The following is an 18,039-nucleotide window of genomic DNA, read 5'->3' on the forward strand; positions in this document are numbered from 1 at the left end:
TTCCCGGAGTTGCCTGCATGAAGTCCGCCCTCGCCGCCGCCGTCCTGATCTCCGCCGCCCTCGCCCTGCCGGCCGCCGCCCAGACCGCACCCCAGACCGCACCCCAGACCGGTGCCGCTGCCGGCCGCCTGCCCAACACCTTCGACCAGCCCGCAGCCCCGCAGCGCGCCGCGCCGACGCCCGCCCCGGCCGAAGTGTCAGAGCCTTCCGACCCGGCGAAGGTCGCCGCCGCCGAGGCCATGCTGCGCACCACGATCGCCGCCTTCCAGGCCGGTGCGCCCAACTATTCCGACATGACGACCGACCTGGCCGACAAGGTCCGCCAGCAGGCCCCCACCATGGCCCCGATCTTTGCGCAGCTCGGTGCGCTGGGTGACATCGCCCACGTCGCGACCCAGGACGGCGCCGAACTGTTCCTGGTCGGTTTCGAAAACGCCCCGACCCAGTGGATCCTCGGCCAGAACGATCAGGGCAAGATCGTCGCCCTCCTGTTCCGCCCGGCCCCGCCGCCACCGGCAGCCTGATTTCAGGCGACCGGCCCGGTCGCCGCGATCAATCGCCGGGCGTCGGCTTGCCGCGTCCGCTCTTGATGCCCGACCGGTGCGACTTGGCCACCAGCCGCCGCTCCTTGGACGCCTTCGTCGGCCGGGTCGGGACGCGATAGATCGGGGCCACGGCCGCCTCGTCGACCATGGCCTGCAACCGCTCAATGGCGTCGGCCCGATTGCGTTCCTGGGTCCGGTGGCGGACGGCGGTGATCAGGATGATGCCGTCCTGGGTCAGGCGACTGCCGGCCAGCTTCATCAGTCGCTGCTTCTGCCCCTCCTTCAGCGAGGGAGAGTTGACCACGTCGAACCGCATCTGGACGGCGGTCGAGACCTTGTTGACGTTCTGGCCGCCCGGACCCCCGGCGCGAAAGAACCGGAACTCGAGCTCGTCTTCGGGGATGGCCGTCATGACGGCGCGCCCGGTGGCGGCGGCGGGATCATGGCCAGCGCCTTCTTCGCCCGCACCACGGCCTGATCCAGCGCCTGGAGGAAGTTCGACCGGTCGCGCTGGCCGAACGGCGGCGGGCCGGAGGTCGCCACCCCCATCGACCGCAGATGCTCGCCCACCATCCGCCCGGCCAGGGCAGAGCCGATCGAATCCGGGGTGAAAGGCTGGCCGTTCGACTTGATCGCCTGGGCCCCGGATTTCAGGCAGCGGTCGGCCAGGGGAATGTCTGCCGTAATGACCACATCACCCGTCACCGCCCGCTCCGCGATCCAGTCGTCGGCGATATCCGGCCCCGCATCGACCACCACCTGCTCGACCCACTTTTCGCGCGGCGTGTTGATCCACGAGTTCGACACCACGAACACATGCAGGCCGTAGCGCGCCGCCACGCGATAGACCTCGTCCTTCACCGGACAGGCGTCGGCATCGATGAAGAGGCGGGGCTGGGGCATTCCTCGCATCTAACCCTTCTCCCCCTGCGGGAGAAGGTGGCAGGCGAAGCCTGACGGATGAGGGGTCACGCTGAGGAAGACGGTGAGCGATCAGCCGCCTGACGCAAACTCAACGGCCCGCGTGACCCCTCCTCCGGCCCTGCGGGCCACCTTCTCCCGCAAGGGGAGAAGGAGATTACTGCGAATACGCCGCCGGCATCCCGTTCGGCCCGGCCCCACCATTCCGATACCGGTCCCTCAGCTGGAACTGACGCGTCTGCATCGGCTGTTCGACGCCCGAGATGAAGACCTGCGAGGCCGTGGTCAAAGGCTCCAACGGGTCACCGGACCAGACCACGACATCGGCCTGGGCTCCCGCGATCAACTCGCCGAACGTCCCGCCCTCGCCGAAGATGCGGGCCGGGTTCACCGTCAGCGCCGCGATGGCCGCCGCATAGGGCAGGCCGTGTGACACGGCGTTTCCAGCATTGTAGCGGGCCTCGCGCGCCCGGTGGACCGAGCCCTCATTGCCCTTGATGGCGATGACCACGCCCGCCGCATTCAGCGCCGCCGCATTCTCCATCCGCGCCGCACGGGTCTCCAGCGAGCCCGGCAGGTTGGAGATCGGGTTCAGCAGCACCGGCGCCTTGGCCGCCGCGATCTGGGCCGCGACCAGCCAGCCTTCCTCGGCCCCGTCCAGGATGATCTTGACACCCTCTTCCTCGGCCAGGCGCAGGACCTGAAGGATGTCGGATGCCCGATGCACGGTGACGATCAGCGGCATGGTGCCATTGGCGACGGGGATCAGCGCCTCCAGGTCCGCCCGCGACAGGCTGAGATCGCGCAGGCCCGCACGGTCATAGGCCGCCTTGTTCCGCGCATAGAGCCGCACCTCGGCCAGGCTCTCCTTGAACAGGGTGAACTCGGCACCGCGGGCCCCGCCCGCGACGCCCGCCCCGGCCTCGCCGAACGGCGCGACCATGGCCACGCGCGGCTTGACCAGGATGTCGGTCCCCTGCGCCAGGGTGATGATGGCGGCCTGACCGGCGAACAGGCCCGGCGACTGGAAGCCGCCTTCGCCCGCGCCCGCGAAATCGGCCTCGCCGTCGTCCTGGTGGTTGCCGTGTCCGCCCCCGCCGCCCGGATGGGCCGGCACGACGATGGCGCGGGTGATGCCGCCCGTCCGCGCCACCGGCAAGGTGAAGGACCAGGGGTCGAGCCCATAGGAGACGTCGAACGAGGCGCTGATCGTGTTGGCGTTGTTCGACAGGTCGTTCGACCCCGCGACCGACGACACTTCCGATCCGCCGAGGCCGGAATCGACCGCGACGAAGCCCGGCGACACCGTCTTGCCCCGACCGTCGATGATGCGCGCACCCGACGGTGCCGCGCCCGTCCCGACCGAGACGATGGTCGCCCCGTCCATGACGACGGTGCCGTTCTCGATGACGGCGGTGCCGGTCAACACCCTGGCCCCGGTGATGGCGACCACCTCGGCCGAGGCGGGAAGGGCCAGCGCGGTCAGGGCCGCGCCCAGCAGGAGCGTCTTGAGCGAGATACGCATCAGCGGGCTCCTTGCGTCACGTTGGCGGCGGTCATGCCGTAACCGGGTTGGCCCAGTTCGAAGTCTGACCGGGGCTGATAGGCCGGATCGAACCGGTCATAGGCCTTGGCCCCGTCGATGAAGACCTGGTCGGCGCGGGCGTAGACGCTTAAGGGACTGGCGGACCAGATCACCACGTCGGCGCGCTTGCCGGCCTCCAGAGACCCGGTCTGATCGTCGATGCCGATGGCGCGGGCCGCATTCAGGGTGAACCAGCTGATGGCGCGCTCCTCGCTGATGTCGAGCCCGGCCGCACGACCGGCGGCCAGCGCGGCGGCCGCTTCCTGGTTCAGCCGCTGGGTCAGTTCGGGGTCGTCGGAGTGGATGACGGCGCAGGAACCCTCGGCCGCATCGACCAGGGCCGCATTGGCCTCGACCGCGTCCAGCCCCTCCATCTTGAAGCCCCACCAGCCGGTCCACATCGCCGCACAGGTGCCGTTGGCCGCCAGCATGGGGGCGACCTTGTAGGCCTCGATGGCGTGGTGGAAGGTCGTGATCTTGTATCCGAACTCCTTGGCGATATCGAACATCACCGCCATCTCGTCGGCGCGGTAGCAGTGGTTCTGGACCAGGATCGAGCCGTCCAGGACGCCCGCCAGGGTCTCGTTCTGGAGATTGCGTGTCGGCGGCGATCCCTCGCCGGTCTCGCGCCACTTGTCCCATTTGTCTTTGTAGTCGCGGGCGGCGATGAAGGCGGCGCGATAGCCGGCGACATTGCCCATTCCCGTCGCCGGGCTCTGGTTGCGCCCGCCATAGACGCGGCTGGGGTTTTCGCCACAGGCCATCTTCAGCGTGTGCGGCGCGCCCGGGAGTTTCATCCCCTGCATGGTGATCGACGGGACGTTCCTCACCGTCACGCCGCGTCCGCCGAACAGGTTCGCCGAGCCCGGCAGGATGCCCAGGGTGGTCACGCCGCCGGCGCGGGCCGTGTTGAAGCCGGGATCCTGGGGCCAGATCGAATGCTCGGCCCAGACCTGGGCGGTGTTCGGGCTGGTCGCCTCGTTGCCGTCCGACATGCCCGACACGCCCGGCGACGGATAGACACCCAGGTGGGAGTGGACGTCGATGACCCCCGGCGTCACGAACCGGCCGCGTCCGTCGATGACCGTGTATCCGGCCGGCACCGGCGTATCGGCCCCGCCGATCGCCTCGACCTTGCCGTCGGCCATCAGGACGACGCCGTTCTCGATCTTCCGGCCCGCCCCGTCGAACACGGTCGCCCCCACGATCGCCGAGTTCTGGCGCGGCAGGGGGGTGTAGGTCGAGGGGAAGGGATCGAGGTTGGCCTGAACGTCCAGCCCGGTCGCCAGCGGCTTGGCCTCGGCCTTGTCACCGGTGGTGTCATCGGCAGCGGGGGTGGACCCGGTGGTGGCGCAGGCGCCGAGCGCAAGAACACAGGCGAGGACGGCGAGGCTGGACCCTCGCAGAGGGGAACGAAACATCTGGGGACGGCTCTCCTGCTGCGCCGGCGGCGCGGATCGAGACCCGATTACAAGGCTTCACCGCCCGTCCGTCAAAGGCGGAAACATTACGGTTCGGTAAGGCGGAACGGGCATCGCCAAGGACCACAGAGACGCACTCTGGAAACGCCGTATCTCTCCACACGGATTCCTGTCGAACTGGTCCCCCTGCCGCACTGGTCCGGCGAAATATTGCGAGAGGATTGGCCGCCGATCCGGCCGTCGACGGAAAGACGGACGCCAACAGTCGCAACGCAAACATCAAGAACCGCATCCGGAATTCACGAAATTTCGAAGTAAGGGATCATTAACACGAGAAAGATACTCAGATCGTCATGATGCCATAGCATCTGCCCGGGGGCAGATTGACGGATGGATATACCAAGGTCGACTAAGATGAAGATCGGCGATCTGATGTTCTCGGGTGGCGCGTCGGCCACCATGGGGGCTCTGGGCAAGTCCTTTGCAATTATCGAGTTCGATACCACCGGCCGCATTTTGTCGGCAAACGATCTGTTCTGCGAGACAGTGGGCTACAGTCACGGCGAGTTGCAGGGCAAGCATCACAGCCTGCTCGTCAGTCCTGACGAAGTGAAAGGTGAAGCCTACCGGAATTTCTGGACCCAGCTCGCGCACGGCAAATACGACTCTGGCGTGTACAGGCGTCTGGCCAAGGGGGGGCGTGAGGTCTGGCTTCAAGCGTCCTACACGCCGGTCTGCGGTGCCGGCGGCAAGGTAGTGAAAGTGGTCAAGCTTGCGCTTGACGTCACCCGGGCCAAGGTCAAGGCCGCCGAGGACGCCAGCGTCATCCAGGCCATCTTCCGGTCACAGGCCGTCATTGAGTTCGACCTTGCCGGCATCATTCTCGAAGCCAACGATAATTTTGAACGGGTGACCGGTTACAGCCGCGCCGAACTGGTGGGCCAGCATCACAGCATCCTGGCAGAACCAGCCTACGCCGCCAGCCCCCAGTATGCCGTCTTCTGGGAGCGGCTTCGCGCTGGCGAATTTCTGTCCGACGAGTTCCGGCGCATCGGAAAGGGTGGGCGCGAGGTTTGGCTTGAAGCATCCTACAATCCCATTTTTGACGCGAACGGACACATCACGCGGGTGATGAAGTTTGCGACCGATCTGACGGACCGCATGGCCAGCGTGGCTTTTGTCGGGTCCGCGCTGGCCAAGCTGGCACATGGCGACCTTACGATCCGCGTTGGCCAGACCCTGATGCCGTCGCTGGACCAGCTTCGGCTCGATTTCAATGCTGCCGCCGATGCACTAGAGACAGCTCTGTCGCAGGTCGCCCGGGGATCCTCAGCTATCCACGCGGGTGCCGCAGACATCTCGAAAGCATCTGACGACCTTTCGCTAAGGACGGAGCAGCAGGCCGCCAGCCTCGTACAGACTGTCGCCGCGCTCAACGAGATCACAGCGACCGTCAAACGGTCAGCGCTTGGTGCGGGTGAAACGACCGCAGCGGTATCTCGAACGCGGGGAGAGGCCGAGGCGTCGGGCACCGTGGTTCTGCAGGCAGTCGAAGCGATGTCCGAGATCGAAGCCTCTTCCCGCCAGATTACCCAGATCATCGGCGTGATCGACGAGATAGCCTTCCAGACCAACCTTCTGGCCCTCAATGCTGGAGTCGAGGCCGCGCGTGCAGGTGAAGCAGGACGCGGCTTTGCCGTCGTCGCCTCCGAGGTCCGAGCCTTGGCCCAGCGTTCCGCCGAGGCCGCCAGAGAGATCAAAGCACTGATCTCGGCCTCAACCCAAGCGGTCAGCCGCGGCGTTCGGCTCGTGGACGAGACGGGCAAGGCCCTGTCATCGATCGTCGACCACATGGTCGGAATCGACGCCCTTGTTTCCGAAATCAACACGTCGGCCCAAATGCAGGCCAGCGGGCTGATCGAGGTCAATACCGCTATCAACCAGATGGACCAGGTGGTCCAGCAGAACGCGGCCATGGTCGAAGAGACGACCGCAGCCAGCCACAACCTGACCGGTGAGGCCAGTGACCTGGCGGTTGTCGTCTCGCGGTTCACGCTTCCCGGCCAGGCCCCAACGAGCCGGATCCGCCAGAACTCGGACTTCGACCAGGTCAGATCCGCTGCCTAGACCCTGATCAGCATTGGTGGAGTTTCTGCGCGATCCCGCCAATGCCGTGAATCAGGCTCCGAAGCCGACCGGCGATTGACCCGCTTCAGCCCAGGGCGGTCATCAGCTCCGGTACGACCGTCTTGTAGTCGCCGACGATGCCAAAGTCGGCGACCTGGAAGATCGGGGCGTCGGCGTCCTTGTTGATGGCGACGATGATCTTGGAGTCCTTCATCCCGGCCAGGTGCTGGATGGCGCCCGAGATGCCGACGGCGATGTAGAGGGCCGGGGCCACCACCTTGCCGGTCTGGCCGACCTGATAGTCGTTCGGCGCATAGCCCGCATCGACGGCGGCGCGCGAGGCCCCGACGGCGGCGCCCAGTTTGTCGGCCAGGGGCTCGATCACCGCGTGGAACTCTTCGGCCGAGCCCAGGGCGCGACCGCCCGAGACGATGATCTTGGCGGCACCCAGTTCGGGGCGATCCGACTTGACCAGCTCCTCTCCGACGAAGGTCGCCTTGCCCGCTTCGGCGCCGGCGACGCTCTCGACCGGGGCAGAGCCGCCTTCGGCCGCGGGGGCGAAATTGGTCGGGCGAACGGTGATGACCTTCTTGGCGTCCGACGACTGGATCGTCTCCAGCGCATTGCCCGCATAAATGGGCCGCACGAAGGTATCGGCCGAGATCACCTCGACGATGTCCGAGATCGGCGCGACGTCCAGCTTGGCGGCCAGGCGCGGCATGAAATTCTTGCCGTCATTGGTGGCGGGCGACAGGATGGCGTCATAGCCGCCGGCGAGCGTCAGAACGGTCTCCTCGACGTCCTCGGCCAGCTGGTGACCCAGGCCAGCGCTTTCGGCCAGCAGGACCTTGCGGACGCCGGCGATCTTGGCAGCCGAATCTGCGGCGGCTTTCGCCCCCGAACCGACGACCAGGACATCGACGTCCGAGCCCAGGGCCAGGGCGGCGGTCACGGTCTTGTGGGTGGTGTCGCGGACAGCCGAACCGTCGTGGTCGGCGATGACGAGAACGGCCATCTTACAGGGCTCCTGCGGTCTTGAGCTTGGACACCAGTTCGGCGGCGTCGGCCACCTTGATCCCGGCACTGCGGGTCGCGGGGGCGGTCACCTTCACGACGGTCAGGCGCGGCGCGGTATCGACGCCGTAGTCGGCGACCGCCTTCATGGCGATCTCCTTCTTCTTGGCCTTCATGATGTTGGGCAGGCTGGCATAGCGCGGGGTGTTGAGGCGCAGGTCCACGGTGACCACGGCCGGCAGGGTCGCCGCCAGGGTCTGGAGGCCGCCGTCGACTTCACGCGTCACCGTGGCCTTGCCGCCGGCGATCTCGATCTTCGAGGCGAAGGTCGCTTGCGGCCAGTCGAGCAGCGCTGCGAGCATCTGGCCCACCGCATTGTTGTCGCCGTCGATCGACTGCTTGCCCAACAGGACGAGGTCGGGCTTCTCTTCATCCACGACCGCCTTCAGCAGCTTGGCCACGGCCAAGGGCTCCAGATCGGCGTCGGACTGGATCAGGATGCCGCGATCGGCACCCATGGCCAGGGCCGTGCGGATCGTTTCCTGCGCCTGCTGCACGCCGATGGAGACGACGACGATCTCGCTGATCGTGCCGGCCGCGTGATGCTCCTTGCCCTCTTTCAGGCGCACGGCCTCCTCGACGGCGATTTCGTCGAAGGGGTTCATGCTCATCTTTACGTTGGCCAGATCGACGCCGGTCTGGTCCGCCTTGACGCGGGCCTTGACGTTGTAGTCGATGACCCGTTTGACGGGGACGAGTACCTTCATTGCGCTATCCACACGATGGCCAGAATGTTGGCGCAGGGAATGGAACGCGCCGCCCGGCCTGTCAACGTAACGCAACGTGAACTAGACCATCCATCGCACCCGTAGTGTTCAACGAGACCCCATGACCCGCTTCCTGACCACGAAACGCCTGGGCATACTGTTCGCCGGCCTGTTCGCCCTGACCCTGGTCGGGGTGTTCGGATACCAGCGGCTGTTCCTGGACCCACAGGAAAAGTGCGAGGCCAGCGGGCGCTGGTGGTACGAAGAGGGCCGGACCTGCGAGACCCCCCTCTATCTGCCGGACCTGACCGGCCGTCCTGCCGGGGTCAGCCGCGACGAATGGTCCCGGGAGCAGGCGCGCGAACTTGTCGAGATCGAACACCGCCTCGCCGCCGAGAAGGCCGCCCGCCAGGCCCAGACCGACCGCGACCGCGCCCTTGTCGAGAAGAACAGCGGCTTCTGATGTCGTTCCAGGCCTATCTCGACAACATCCAGGCCAGGACCGGCAAGACCGCCGACGACTTCGCCGCCTTGGCCACCCAGAAGGGCTTCGTCACCGACGGCGGCCTGGCCCCGGGCGTCAAGGCCGGTCAGATCGTCGACTGGCTGAAGACCGACTTCGACCTCGGTCACGGCCACGCCATGGCGCTGGTCGCCTGGTTCAAGGGCAATCGGGATTGAACCGCTCTCAGCGGAACAGCAGCCAGCCCGCCGATGCCGCTCCTGCAAGGATCACGGCCGTCGCATAGCGGCTCTTCCAGAACCAGATGGCGGCGAAGGCCAGCACGAAGATCGCGATGGTGACCGGGATAGACGGCACCCGCTGAAGCGTCGCCCAGCCCAGTTGCAGGCTGGTGGCGGCGATGATCCCAACCACGGCGGCGGCAACCCCCGCCAGCAGACGGTGCAGCCGCTCGTCGGCCACCACCGACTCGAGCCGCTCATAGAAGATCATCGAAAAGGCGAAGGCGGGCAGGAAGACCCCCGCCGTCATGGCAAGCGCTCCCGCCCAGCCGCCGACCACGAAGCCGACGAAGGTGCAGAAGATGACCAGTGGCGCCGGAATCACTCCGGCGAAGGCGACGCCGTCGAGGAAGGTGCCGTCGCCGATCAGGCCTCGCCCCACCGTATCGGCCCGCACATAGGGGATGGCCGTATAGGCCCCGCCGAACGTCAGCAGCCCCGCCTTCAGCCCGGTCCAGAACATGGCCAGCGTTCCCACCGCCGCGCCGCCCGCCACGCCCGGCTCGACCACCGGCGCGACACGGTGAAGCAGCATCGCCACGACGACGGCGGCGGCGACCACGGCCACCGCCAGAAACGGCCGACCGCCCTTGACGAACGCATAGGCCGATCCTCCCGCCAGCAGCACGATCCAGAACCCGCCCCCGACGAGCGTCGCGATCAGGCCGAGCCCTGCTATGCCCCACAGCCAGCGGTCCTCCAGGATATGGCCGCCGATCTTGGACACGGCCCGCATGATGATCGCGATCACCGCCGACTGGACGCCCAGGAAAGCTCCGGCGAGCGACCCCATCACAGGGGCCAGCGAGACATAGGCCCAGCCGATCGCCAGCATGATCGCGAACCCCGGCAGCATGAAGCCAAGCCCGGCCAGCAGCCCGCCGATCCGGCCGCGAGCCCGCATCCCCAGATGGACGCACAGTTCGTGCGCCTCCGGCCCCGGCAGGACCTGGAGCACGGCCAGAAGCCGGTTGAAGTGGCCACTGGAAATCCACCGGTCCTGATCGACCAGTTCCTTGCGGATCATGGCGATCTGGGCGACCGGCCCGCCGAAGGCCATGGCACCGAAGCGCAGGAAGCGCAGGAACAGCGCCGGATAGGTCAGGGTGGGCGGGGTGGGTTCAGGCTCGGGTATCGTCAGCTCAGGCGTCGTCACAGGTCATGCTCCAGCCCGTGCAGGTCGCACGGGAAAAGGAGCGGAGCTTGGACATGAAGGCCGTCTGACCGGGCGTCCGCGTGAGCCCGATACGCCCAAGCTAACCGGCCGGAAACGTCCTGCCAAGACGCCTCAGCGCGTGCCGCCCGGGACCCATTTGACATCATCGGCGCCGTTGGCATTGGCGCGGCGGGCGGCGACGAACAGATGGTCCGACAGCCGGTTCAGATAGCGCAGGGCCGCCGGGGTGACGGACGCTCCGGTCTCGATCAGGCGGATGGCGTCCCGCTCGGCTCGCCGCGCCACCGTCCGCGCCAGATGCAGATGTGCGGCCAGGGGCGATCCGCCCGGCAGGATGAAGCTGTCGAGCGACGACAGGCTGTCGTTCATCCAGTCGATCTCGGCCTCCAGCCGTTCGACCTGACCGTCCAGGATGCGCAAGGCTTCCCAGGTGGGGGGCGGGTCCAGTGGCGTGGCCAGGTCGGCGCCCAGGTCGAACAGCTCGTTCTGGATCCGGCCCAGCATGGCGTCGATCCGGTCGTTCTGGCCCGCGTGCAGCCGAGCGATGCCGATCACGGCGTTCAGTTCATCCACGGTCCCATAGGCCTCGACCCGGGGATCGCTCTTGGACACCCGCGCGCCGGACGCCAGGCCCGTGTCGCCCGCATCGCCGGTGCGGGTATAGATCTTGTTCAGCACCACCATCGGATCAGGTCCCCGCCGTCACGATCGACCCGTCACGATCCGTGCGTCGCCTTCCACCACAACCCCAGCATCAGCAGCACGATGGCGGTGGCCTGGAGAACGACCCGAAGCCGCATCAGCTTGTTGGAGTTGGACCGGGCATAGTCGCCGCCGCGATACAGGGAATAGATGCCGAAGCCGAGCGTGACCGACACCGCCGCCACGGCGAGCAGGATCAGGATGGTGAAGACGTTTTCCATCGGGCCAGTCTACCCCAGGATCGTCCGGGCCGTGAACGGATTCACGCGGGCGACCGGGGGCTCAATCGCCGCAGTAGCGCATGGCCACGTCGCACCGGGCGTAGCGGCATCCGAACTCGGCCTTGATGTCCGCGTCGTGGGCAAAGCCGTTCTTTTCGTACAGGTGGATGGCGGCCGCGCATCGGCTGTTTGTCAGCAGGTACAGGCTGGTCGCCCCCATTTGCCGGGCGCGGGAAATCGCGGCCTGCAACAGGGTCTCGCCGATCTTGAGGCCGCGCGCGGAATCCAGCACCCCCATCTTGGTCAGTTCGTAGCGATCCGGGCCGGTCTTCTGCAAGGCGCAGGTCCCGACCACGCCGAGGCCGGGCACACGGGCGAACAGGATGTCGCCGCCCGGGTCGATGATCCGGGCGCGCGGGTTCTCGAGCACCTCCCGATCGGTCGGTTCCAGGGTAAACATGGTCTGGATCCACTGGACGTTGATGTCGTGAAACGCGCCCGCCAGATCGTCCGAGAAGGCCAGGATCTCGACCTCGGGTCGCGCCATGGTTTCCAGAGTCTGATCCGTCATAACGACCTCCCCGTCTGCGTTCCTTCATGGCAAGGCGACACCGGGTGGGGCAAGGCCCTAACCCCTCGCTAACCCTGTTTAACGCCGATTGATCAACGCTCTCGCGCTATGGTGGCGCTTCCTCACCCGGACGCCGTATGACCGATCGCACCATCCGCAGCCTGGCCAACCTTCGGGGATCGGCCTCCACCGCGCGGGTGCTCAATCTGTCGCGCGTGCATCGCGAGCATGGGGACACCGAGGCCTGGCGAGACCAGCCGATGTTCCGCAATCCCATGCTGAACCGCTCGATGATCGTGAAGCACCGGCTGCGGCGCGACGAGATCGATCGCTTTCGCTTCCGCCGCTATGTCGCCACCAAGATCATCCTGCCGATCGACGCGGGCGATCTGAGGGCCGGGGGGCGGTATCTGTTCGTGGGCGAAGCCGGTTTCGAGACCACCATGGCCCAGGCCTTCGGCCTGCAGCCCGACCACCCCGACATCCAGACCCTGCGGATCATGGACGGCCTGCCGGGCCTCGACCCCTTCCTGTTGCGCGAGCAGTTGCGGCGCAACGGCGTGACCCCGGCCCCCTGCTATTTCAACCTGTCCGAGGCCGACCTCGGCGCCATGATCGCCTTCGTCGCCGAAGAGATCGCGCCCCTGGTCGATCTCAGCCTGGGGCCGGACTGGGATCTGACCGCAGACAACCCGGTCGCCCGACTGACCGACAAGATCCTGTCGAGCTCGGCCGGCGAGGACCTCAGCGCCCTGGGCCTGACCCTGCGTCTCGCCCCCGAGGAGTATGAGGAGGGCGTCTTCTGCTGGAAGGGCTTCCTCTACTACAAGTGGGTGCTGCGCGACGTCGTCGGCGAGATCGGCGACGTCATGGAGGCCGTCCGGGTGATCAAGCCGCGCGGCCGGCCCACGACCCAGCAATATATCACCCTGGCGCGCAGCCGCGAGACCATCCGCCGCCGCATCATCGACACCTGCGACACCACCGCCAACATGCTGCGCGTCTATGACGACGCCTTTCGCGGGCTGACCCAGGAAGGTCGCCCGACCGCCTTCCGCGACTTCCTGCGAGACGCGCCGCATCTGTTCGCCAAGCTGGGGGAACGGTTGGGCGCAATTCAGCACATCGTCAGCTTCTGGAAATACCGCACCGCGCCGGGCAAGCCCGTCCCGACCCCCGACGAACTGCTCGACATGCTCGCCGATTTCGAGGTCAGCCTGACTGGCCGGGACGACGCGCCGGGGTCATTCTCACTGGCGGCGTAGAAAAGGCCCCGCGATGTGATCGCGGGGCCTCCTCCAATCTCAAACTTCAGTCCCGGATCGCGCTCAAGCAGCGAGGCTCCGCGAGCCGAGCGGTAGCGCCCTCAATACCGGTAGGCTTCCGGCTTGAACGGGCCTTCGGTCGGGACGCCGATATAGGCGGCCTGTTCCTTGTTGAGCACGGTCAGCTTGGCACCCAGCTTGGCCAGGTGGAGCATGGCGACCTTTTCGTCGAGGTGCTTGGGCAGGGTGTAGACCTGGTTCTCGTAGGCCTTGATGTTGGTCCACAGTTCGATCTGGGCCAGGGTCTGGTTGGTGAAGGAGGCCGACATCACGAACGAGGGGTGACCCGTGGCGTTGCCCAGGTTCACCAGACGGCCTTCCGACAGCAGGATGATCTTCTTGCCGTCCGGGAACTCGACGTGGTGGACCTGCGGCTTGATCTCGTCCCACTTGAAGTTCTTCAGGCCGGCGACCTGAATCTCCGAGTCGAAGTGACCGATGTTGCAGACGATGGCGTTATTCTTCATCGCGCGCATGTGCTCGACCGTCAGGACGTCCAGGTTGCCCGTGGCGGTGACGAAGATGTCGGCTTCATGGGCCACGTCCTCGACGGTGACGACCTCATAGCCTTCCATGGCGGCCTGCAGGGCGCAGATCGGATCGACTTCCGTCACCTTCACGCGGGCACCGCCCTGGCGCAGCGAGGCGGCCGAGCCCTTGCCCACGTCGCCATAGCCGCAGACCACGGCGACCTTGCCCGACAGCATGACGTCGGTGCCGCGACGGATGGCGTCGACCAGGGATTCACGGCAGCCGTACAGGTTGTCGAACTTGGACTTGGTGACGCTGTCGTTGACGTTGATGGCGGGGAAAGGGAGGTCGCCCTTCTTGGCCATTTCGTACAGACGGTGAACGCCGGTGGTGGTCTCTTCCGACACGCCGCCGATGGCGTCGCGGATGGCCGAATAGAAGCCGGGCTTCTCGGCGATGTAACGCTTCATGACCTTGAAGAGGGCTTCCTCTTCTTCGTTCTGCGGGTTCGAGATGACCGACAGGTCCTTCTCGGCCTTGGGGCCGAGCACGCACAGCAGGGTGGCGTCGCCGCCGTCGTCGAGGATCAGGTTCGGATAGCCGCCGTCGGCCCATTCGAAGATCTTGTGGGCATAGTCCCAGTATTCTTCCAGCGTCTCGCCCTTGGTGGCGAACACCGGGGTGCCGTTGGCGGCGATGGCGGCCGCGGCGTGGTCCTGGGTCGAGAAGATGTTGCACGAGGCCCAGCGGACGTCGGCACCGAGGGCTTCCAGCGTCTGGATCAGCACGGCGGTCTGGATCGTCATGTGCAGGGACCCAGCGATGCGGGCACCTTTCAGGATCTGCGACGGGCCGAACTCTTCGCGCAGCGCCATCAGGCCCGGCATTTCGGTCTCGGCGATGGCGATTTCCTTGTTGCCGAAGGGGGCAAGCGAGATGTCGCGAACGATATAGTCGACCATGGTGGGCGCTCCTCAAGCGTCGGCGCAGGGCCGGATCGCGGATTGTCGGTTGCCGCGCCTATAGCCCGGTCCCCGGCTTAGAGCAACAAACATATAAGGATGTCCTTATATGATCCGGGCTGGCGGTCGCGTCCGCACCATGGCTAATCTCACCGCCTCTCAAGGAGCCATGCGTATGAAGTTCCCGGTTCTCGCAGCGGCACTGGCCGCGTCTCTGGCCCTGACGGCCCCCGCACAGGCGCAGGAGGCCGCCGCTGGAACCGTTCTGGTCCAGGCCGGACATCTGCTGGACCGCCCCGGACGGGCCCCGCGCGGACCATCCACGATCGTGATCCGGCAGGGGGTGGTCGTCGAAATCCGCGACGGTATCGTCGGCACCGAGGCCTTTCCCGGCGCGCGGGTGATCGACCTCCAGGACCGCTTCGTCCTGCCGGGCCTGATCGACAGCCATGTGCATCTGGTCTCCGACCGCGCAGGTCAGGAAGGCCTGCTGTCAGAGTTCACCGACAGCCTGCCGGCCCGGGCCTATGAGGCGGCCGAGAACGCCAGGAAGACCCTGATGGCCGGCTTCACCACCGTGCGGAACCTGGGCGATACCGGAGGCGTCACCCTGGCGCTCCGGGACGCGGTGGCCCGCGGTGCCGTTCCGGGGCCGCGCATCCTCGATGCCGGCACCTCGATCTCGACCACCTCGGGGCACATGGATGGCCGCAACGGGCTGAACGACGAGATTCGCGAACACACCGATCACGACAATGTCTGCGATGACATCGGCTCCTGCCGTGAGGCGGTTCGGCTCCAGATCAGTCGGGGCGTGGACGTCATCAAGATCGCCACCACCGGCGGCGTCAACAGCCGGATCGGGGCCGGCCTGGGTGCCCAGATGTTCGAGGACGAGGCCCGCGCCCTGATCGACACCGCCCACCTGTATGGCAAGAAGGTCGCCGTCCACGCCCACGGGGCCGACGGCATCGACCTGGCCCTTCGACTGGGCGCCGACTCGATCGAGCACGGCACCATCTTCGACGACGATACCATCGGCCTGTTCCGCACTTCGGGCGCCTATTATGTCCCGACCCTGTCGACGGTGAACGGCTACCGCGAGCGCCTGGCCGCCAACCCCGACGCCTATCCGCCCGAGGTCCTGCCCAAGATCATGTGGCGCATCTCCATTACCGGCCAGTCGCTGCAACGCGCCGTCCCGGCGGGCGTCAGGATCGCCTTCGGTACAGACGCCGGCGTTTCCAAGCACGGCCGCAATGCCGACGAGTTCGAGCTGATGGTCGCCAACGGCATGACGCCCGCGACGGCCATCGAAGCAGCGACCGTCAACGCCGCAGACCTTCTGGGGCTCTCTCAACTGGTCGGCAGCCTGGAACCCGGCAAACAGGCCGACCTGATCGCCGTCGACGGGGACCCTCTGACCGACGTGACCACCCTGAAGTCGGTCGACTTTGTCATGAAGGGCGGCGAAGTGTTCAAGGGCGAAGGGCTTGGCGCTAGCCCTACCGGCGAGTAGAGCGTCACCATGGCCGATGACGCATCCCCCATCCGTTCCGCCTTCGCCGACCCGGCCCAGCCCCGTCACGACTGGACGCTGGATGGGGTCGAGGCCCTGTTTGCGCGGCCCTTCATGGAGCTGGTGTTCGAGGCGGCGACGGTCCACCGCCGCTGGTTCGATCCATCGGAGGTGCAGAAGTCCCAGCTGCTGTCGATCAAGACAGGGGGCTGCGCCGAAAACTGCGGCTATTGCTCGCAATCGGCCACCTTCGACACCGGGCTGAAGGCCGAGAAGCTGATGGACGCCACGTCGGTCATCGCCGAGGCCATGGCTGCCAAGGCCGGTGGGGCCTCCCGCTTCTGCATGGGGGCCGCCTGGCGCGAGCTCAAGGATCGCGACACGCCGAAACTGGTGACCATGATCGCGGGGGTGAAGGCGCTCGGCCTCGAGACCTGCGCCACGCTGGGGATGCTGACCGCCGACCAGGCCCGCCAGCTGAAGGACGCCGGCCTCGACTACTATAATCACAACCTGGACACCGGGCCGGAATACTATGCCCAGGTCGTCACGACGCGGACCTATCAGGACCGTCTCGACACCCTGCAACACGTTCGCGACGTCGGCATGAGCACCTGCTGCGGCGGGATCGTCGGCATGGGCGAGAGCCGGCGCGACCGGGCCTCGCTGCTGCACGCCCTGGCCACCCTGCCCGAACATCCCGACAGTTTGCCGGTCAACGCCCTGGTGCCGGTCACGGGAACGCCGTTGGGCGAGCGTGTGTTGCAAGAGGGCGAGATCGATCCGATCGAGTTCGTCCGCACCGTCGCCGTCGCCCGCCTGGTCTGCCCGCGCGCCATGGTCCGGCTGTCGGCGGGGCGCGAGACCATGAGCCCCGAGATGCAGGCGCTGTGCTTCCTGGCCGGCGCCAACTCCATCTTCGTCGGCGGCAAGCTGCTGACCACGCCGAACCCGGAACAGGACGAGGACGCGAAACTGTTCGCCCTGCTGGACCTGAAGGCGATGGAGCCCGTGGCCCGGGCGTAACCCGACCTTAAAGCGTGACCGCTAGAATGACGCCATGGATCGTCGTCAGCTGTTTTCCCTCGCCCCGCTCGCCGGTGCCGTTCTGGCGGCCGCTGCCGTCGCGCCCGCCCAGGCCAGCGGCAGCAGCGGCGGCGGCAAGTCCGCCGGTGGCTATATCCGTTTCGGCACCATCACCTCGACCATCATCCGGCCCGACGGCCGTCGTGGCGTCCTTACGGTCGAGACCGGTCTGGACGTTCCCGACCCCGAGCTCAACGCACAGGCCACCCTGGAAGGCCCGCGCCTGCGCGCCGCTTTCAACACCGTGGTCCAGGGGTTTGCGGCAGGCCTGTTGCCCGGTGCCGTGCCCGATGTCGACCGCCTGCACCGCGCCCTCCAGGTCGCCACCTTCCGCACCCTGAGGAAGCGCGGCGCCGTGCTCCTGCTGGGCACGGTCATGGTCGCCTGACGACGGGAAAACTCGGCGTGTAACCTTCGTCGAGCTCCCGGCGTAATCGGCTTCAGGGGGGACAGACCCCCGGTTTGATCCCAGGGGTTTCCACCATGATCCGCAATATCCTCGCCGCGTCCGCCGTCGCCGCCCTTTCGCTGTTCGCCGCCGCCTGCCAGCCCGCGCCCGATACCAAGGCCGACGCCATGGCTCCCGCCGACAGCGCCATGGCGCCCGCGGACGGTGCGATGGCACCGGCCACCAGCGGCGCGATGGCTCCGTCCGACGGCGCGATGGCCCCCGCAGCCGACGCCATGGCCCCGGCCGACAAGATGGCTCCCGCCGCTGACAAGATGGCCCCGGCCGCCGATGCCATGGCGCCCGCCGCCGACAAGATGAGCGCACAGCACTGACCCGACGAAGGGCGATGGCGCCCTCTCCAGACGTTGGAGCGCCGTCGCCCGCATCGCCGCCGCGTGATCTCCGACCGCATTTTCCGCAGGCCCGACGC

General features: G+C 67.0%; 20 protein-coding genes. 9 read left to right on the forward strand and 11 right to left on the reverse strand.

The features are described from left to right. Positions 1-17: 17 nt before the first annotated feature. Positions 18-524, forward strand: a complete 507-nt coding sequence (locus ACILQR_RS02795) for a hypothetical protein (protein WP_395649989.1) — start codon at positions 18-20, stop codon at positions 522-524. 28 nt (positions 525-552) lie between these two features. On the opposite strand, the gene arfB is transcribed toward ACILQR_RS02795, so the two are convergent. The 4 genes from arfB to ACILQR_RS02815 form a co-directional block, all read right to left on the reverse strand. Continuing rightward, positions 553-957, reverse strand: coding sequence for an alternative ribosome rescue aminoacyl-tRNA hydrolase ArfB (gene arfB / locus ACILQR_RS02800; RefSeq protein ID WP_395649990.1), 405 nt, complete (start codon positions 955-957; stop codon positions 553-555). After that, a complete protein-coding gene (locus ACILQR_RS02805; RefSeq protein ID WP_395649991.1) occupies positions 954-1,448 on the reverse strand; it encodes a YaiI/YqxD family protein in 495 nt (164 codons plus the stop codon). Before ACILQR_RS02805 ends, arfB begins: the two co-directional genes overlap by 4 nt. 175 nt (positions 1,449-1,623) lie before the next feature. Then, the gene (locus ACILQR_RS02810) at positions 1,624-2,991 is read right to left on the reverse strand and encodes an amidohydrolase family protein (RefSeq protein ID WP_395649992.1); all 1,368 of its coding nucleotides are present in this window, start codon (positions 2,989-2,991) and stop codon (positions 1,624-1,626) included. Further along, positions 2,991-4,472, reverse strand: coding sequence for an amidohydrolase (locus ACILQR_RS02815; protein WP_395649993.1), 1,482 nt, complete (start codon positions 4,470-4,472; stop codon positions 2,991-2,993). Before ACILQR_RS02815 ends, ACILQR_RS02810 begins: the two co-directional genes overlap by 1 nt. A 414-nt stretch (positions 4,473-4,886) precedes the next feature. Here ACILQR_RS02815 and ACILQR_RS02820 point away from each other — a divergent pair, with 414 nt between their 5' ends. Continuing rightward, positions 4,887-6,599 carry a PAS domain-containing methyl-accepting chemotaxis protein gene (locus tag ACILQR_RS02820; protein ID WP_395649994.1) on the forward strand — a complete coding sequence of 571 codons (1,713 nt, stop codon included), beginning with the start codon at positions 4,887-4,889 and terminating at the stop codon, positions 6,597-6,599. Between the two features lie 85 nt (positions 6,600-6,684). On the opposite strand, the gene ACILQR_RS02825 is transcribed toward ACILQR_RS02820, so the two are convergent. Together ACILQR_RS02825 and ACILQR_RS02830 are read right to left on the reverse strand one after the other, a co-directional pair. Further along, the gene (locus ACILQR_RS02825) at positions 6,685-7,614 is read right to left on the reverse strand and encodes an electron transfer flavoprotein subunit alpha/FixB family protein (protein WP_395649995.1); all 930 of its coding nucleotides are present in this window, start codon (positions 7,612-7,614) and stop codon (positions 6,685-6,687) included. 1 nt (position 7,615) lies between these two features. Then, positions 7,616-8,380 (reverse strand): electron transfer flavoprotein subunit beta/FixA family protein, encoded by a 765-nt coding sequence (locus ACILQR_RS02830; protein WP_395649996.1) that lies wholly within the window; start codon positions 8,378-8,380, stop codon positions 7,616-7,618. Between the two features lie 121 nt (positions 8,381-8,501). Here ACILQR_RS02830 and ACILQR_RS02835 point away from each other — a divergent pair, with 121 nt between their 5' ends. Together ACILQR_RS02835 and ACILQR_RS02840 are read left to right on the forward strand one after the other, a co-directional pair. Next, a complete protein-coding gene (locus tag ACILQR_RS02835) occupies positions 8,502-8,843 on the forward strand; it encodes a hypothetical protein (protein ID WP_271145179.1) in 342 nt (113 codons plus the stop codon). Next, on the forward strand, positions 8,843-9,061 hold the full coding sequence (locus ACILQR_RS02840) for a DUF4287 domain-containing protein (protein WP_395649997.1): 219 nt from the start codon (positions 8,843-8,845) through the stop codon (positions 9,059-9,061). The genes ACILQR_RS02835 and ACILQR_RS02840 overlap by 1 nt, the downstream gene beginning before the upstream one ends. Positions 9,062-9,068: 7 nt before the next feature. Here ACILQR_RS02840 and chrA read toward each other — a convergent pair whose 3' ends face one another. The 4 genes from chrA to ACILQR_RS02860 all read right to left on the reverse strand — a co-directional run bounded on the left by chrA (position 9,069) and on the right by ACILQR_RS02860 (position 11,795). Next, positions 9,069-10,280, reverse strand: coding sequence for a chromate efflux transporter (gene chrA, locus ACILQR_RS02845; protein WP_395649998.1), 1,212 nt, complete (start codon positions 10,278-10,280; stop codon positions 9,069-9,071). Positions 10,281-10,412: 132 nt separating this feature from the next. Next, complete coding sequence (locus ACILQR_RS02850; RefSeq protein ID WP_395649999.1) at positions 10,413-10,985, reverse strand: cob(I)yrinic acid a,c-diamide adenosyltransferase; 573 nt, start codon at positions 10,983-10,985, stop codon at positions 10,413-10,415. Between the two features lie 32 nt (positions 10,986-11,017). Next, the gene (locus tag ACILQR_RS02855) at positions 11,018-11,224 is read right to left on the reverse strand and encodes a twin transmembrane helix small protein (RefSeq protein WP_271145183.1); all 207 of its coding nucleotides are present in this window, start codon (positions 11,222-11,224) and stop codon (positions 11,018-11,020) included. Positions 11,225-11,285: 61 nt separating this feature from the next. Then, the gene (locus tag ACILQR_RS02860; RefSeq protein ID WP_395650000.1) at positions 11,286-11,795 is read right to left on the reverse strand and encodes a GNAT family N-acetyltransferase; all 510 of its coding nucleotides are present in this window, start codon (positions 11,793-11,795) and stop codon (positions 11,286-11,288) included. A 137-nt stretch (positions 11,796-11,932) separates the two neighbouring features. Between ACILQR_RS02860 and ACILQR_RS02865 the strand changes: the two genes are divergently transcribed. Then, positions 11,933-13,060, forward strand: coding sequence for a hypothetical protein (locus ACILQR_RS02865; protein ID WP_395650001.1), 1,128 nt, complete (start codon positions 11,933-11,935; stop codon positions 13,058-13,060). A gap of 101 nt (positions 13,061-13,161) precedes the next feature. Here ACILQR_RS02865 and ahcY read toward each other — a convergent pair whose 3' ends face one another. Next, the gene (ahcY, locus tag ACILQR_RS02870; protein ID WP_395650002.1) at positions 13,162-14,553 is read right to left on the reverse strand and encodes an adenosylhomocysteinase; all 1,392 of its coding nucleotides are present in this window, start codon (positions 14,551-14,553) and stop codon (positions 13,162-13,164) included. Between the two features lie 175 nt (positions 14,554-14,728). Here ahcY and ACILQR_RS02875 point away from each other — a divergent pair, with 175 nt between their 5' ends. From ACILQR_RS02875 to ACILQR_RS02890, 4 genes are all read left to right on the forward strand, one after another. Beyond that, positions 14,729-16,072, forward strand: a complete 1,344-nt coding sequence (locus tag ACILQR_RS02875) for an amidohydrolase family protein (RefSeq protein WP_395650003.1) — start codon at positions 14,729-14,731, stop codon at positions 16,070-16,072. Positions 16,073-16,081: 9 nt separating this feature from the next. Then, positions 16,082-17,098, forward strand: coding sequence for a biotin synthase BioB (gene bioB, locus ACILQR_RS02880; RefSeq protein WP_395650004.1), 1,017 nt, complete (start codon positions 16,082-16,084; stop codon positions 17,096-17,098). 34 nt (positions 17,099-17,132) lie between these two features. Continuing rightward, the gene (locus tag ACILQR_RS02885; protein ID WP_395650005.1) at positions 17,133-17,546 is read left to right on the forward strand and encodes a Tat pathway signal protein; all 414 of its coding nucleotides are present in this window, start codon (positions 17,133-17,135) and stop codon (positions 17,544-17,546) included. A 95-nt stretch (positions 17,547-17,641) separates the two neighbouring features. Then, positions 17,642-17,941: a hypothetical protein gene (locus ACILQR_RS02890; RefSeq protein ID WP_395650006.1), complete on the forward strand. Its 300-nt coding sequence runs from the start codon at positions 17,642-17,644 to the stop codon at positions 17,939-17,941. Positions 17,942-18,039: the final 98 nt, after the last annotated feature.

The sequence above is a fragment of the Brevundimonas sp. genome, assembly GCF_044239655.1.
Classification (GTDB): Bacteria; Pseudomonadota; Alphaproteobacteria; order Caulobacterales; family Caulobacteraceae; genus Brevundimonas.